Annotated in this window: 2 protein-coding genes; both read left to right on the plus strand. The window is 44.7% G+C overall.

The window, feature by feature from the left end; all coding sequences use genetic code 11:
* A partial coding sequence (locus B4J23_RS06880; RefSeq protein WP_291359540.1) for an ion channel occupies positions 1-545 on the plus strand: 545 nt, incomplete at its 5' end.
* A 179-nt stretch (positions 546-724) separates the two neighbouring features.
* Positions 725-2,689 carry a BCCT family transporter gene (locus B4J23_RS06885; RefSeq protein ID WP_180034248.1) on the plus strand — a complete coding sequence of 655 codons (1,965 nt, stop codon included), beginning with the start codon at positions 725-727 and terminating at the stop codon, positions 2,687-2,689.
* The last annotated feature ends 91 nt before the right edge of the window (positions 2,690-2,780 follow it).

Consider the following 2,780-nt stretch of genomic DNA (forward strand, 5'->3'; position numbering starts at 1 on the left):
TAATTCGTCAGACTCCGATGTTTACCATTCTGGGACTCATCTTTGTCGCAGGGGCCATTTTCTTTTCGTCGCTGATTGTCTTGGGGCTGCGCTATACCTGGATCATGATCGTCGCGCATCTGTTTGAAGCCAGTGCCTATTTCAGCGCAGCGTATGGATTATTACGTTATATGTTTCATGACCGTTACCTGACCAAGGATGAGTTGTTTGCAGCGGGAGCAGTTTTCACATTGCTGGCTTGGGGCTTTGCTTTTCTCTATAGCATTTGCCAGTTATGGGTACCTTACAGCTTTTCGGACCCAGATCTAAAAGCTTATCAGCCGTGGCTGGATCTGCTCTTTCTGAGCTTTAGTGTGCAGTCTGCTACAGGATTATCTGATGTGATGCCGGTCAGTCCGGTCGCACGGATGCTTGCCATTATCCAAATGTTTGTCGGGGTAATGTATCTGGCCTTGATTGTTTCCCGTCTGATTGCCTTACAGTATATTTCCCATCTTCCTAAACAGACTCATATACAACATAAGCATAGAAAGCCTGAGGAATAGAACGTACAGAGCTGCATAGCTTGGTTACAGTAACTTAACGGCTTTATTTTCCTGAATATTTTAAAATCTTAAGGTCCAAAACGTATCTTTGATCGTAATTCTCTCGATCAGAATGTTTTTACTTATCAATAATGATTCAAGCCTCCCGGCATTCAATCTATTAAAAAAATGGGGGATCTATGCCTTCCAAACCTTCATCTTGGTTTGCCAATATCAATCCGAATGTCTTTATTAGTACAGTGGTGATTATCGCCATTTTTTTGGGACTGGTAATACTGGCACCTGATTCATTCGACCTGTTGACCAAGCAAATGAATGCGTGGATTACCACTTCATTTAGCTGGTTTTATGTCCTCTCCGTGGCGATCTTCCTGATTGTCCTGATTTATATTGCCCTGTCCGATATGGGGAAAATTAAACTTGGGCCCGACCATAGTCAGCCAAAATACAGCCAGGCATCCTGGTTTGCCATGCTGTTTACCGCAGGTATGGGAATTGGCCTGATGTTTTTCGGTGTTGCCGAACCGGTTATGCACTATGTCACACCGCCTGCTGGTGACCCGGAAACTGTACTGGCCGCACAGCAGGCTATTCGCGTGACCTTCTTCCACTGGGGCCTGCATGCCTGGGCGATTTACACCATTGTGGGTCTGTCATTGGCCTATTTTGCGTATCGACATAACCTGCCTTTAAAAGTTCGCTCTGCCTTATATCCATTGATCGGTAACCGGATTCATGGCCCGATCGGAGACGGGGTAGATACTTTTGCCACCTTAGGGACAGTATTTGGGGTTGCGACAACTTTAGGTTTTGGGGTGACTCAGATTAATTCGGGTCTGAATTACCTATTTGGAGTTGAGCAGACCCCCAGTACTCAGGTCATTTTGATTATTGCCGTCACTGTAATGGCATCAATGTCCGTATTTTTTGGTTTGGATAAGGGCATCAAACGCCTAGCTGAACTGAATCTGCTGCTTGCCTTACTGCTACTCATCTTTGTTTTTGTTACCGGTCCAAGCATCTATCTTCTGCAGACCACCATTCAAAACTCTGGCCAGTATGTTGCAAACCTGTTCAGTATGACCTTTAATCTGTATGCCTATCAGCCTAGTGGCTGGATTGGTGGCTGGACCATTATGTATTGGGCTTGGTGGATTTCCTGGTCGCCATTTGTCGGGATGTTTATTGCCCGAGTATCCGAAGGCCGCAGTATCCGCGAGTTTATTGTTGGGGTTCTACTGATTCCTACCGGATTTACCTTAATCTGGATGGGCTTTATGGGCAATGCTGCATTATTCAGTATCATGCATGAAGCCAATACTAATCTGCTTGAAGCAGTACAACGTGACTCCTCTGTAGCGCTGTTCGAGTTTTTAGGCAATCTGCCATTTAATTCAGTCACCAGTATTATTGCTACGGTATTGGTTATCCTGTTCTTTGTCACTTCAGCAGATTCAGGATCATTAGTCACGGATTATCTTACTGCTAAAACCGAGAATTCACCGACCTGGCAGCGTCTGTTCTGGACTGTGTTAATGGCTTTATTGGCCATCATTCTGTTACTGGCGGGCGGGCTGGAAGCCCTGCAGTCGGCTACGATTATGAGTGCTTTACCGTTCACATTCATTATGCTGCTAATTTGCTGGGGACTGATTAAGGCCCTGCATCTGGATGTAACGAAAATGCATGCGCTACAAGCTGCGCGTATTACCCCACGGGCCATTCAGAACCCGCGTAGCTGGCAACAGCGACTCGGTTTAATTATGCATTATCCGCATACGCATAATGAAGTACGTGATTATATTGATACGATGGTCAGTAAAGCCTTTAACAGTTTTCAGGCTGAACTGAAACGTCGTCACATCCAGGTGAAAATCTTTAAACTGGAAGATGGGATCGAGTTACGTGTCGATCATCAGAATGAAATGAACTTTATTTATCAGGTCATTGCTACCCAGACTTTAGCACCGAGCTTTATGCCGGATGCAGATTCTCCGCAATCTTATCAGGCAGAAGTCTTTTTAAGGGAAGGGGGGCAAAATTATGATGTGATGGAATGGACTCAGGAAGATTTGATCCAGGACATCATTGACCAATATGAACGTCATCTGCATTTTTTAAGTCTGGTCCGTTCTCCGGAATAGATATTTGATCCAATAAAAAAGGACGCTGATGCGTCCTTTTTTTACTCAGTCACTAATTCAGAAATTAGAAACGGAATTTAGCATTTAAGCC

This window comes from Acinetobacter sp. UBA3025, from assembly GCF_002367915.1.
GTDB lineage: Bacteria > Pseudomonadota > Gammaproteobacteria > Pseudomonadales > Moraxellaceae > Acinetobacter.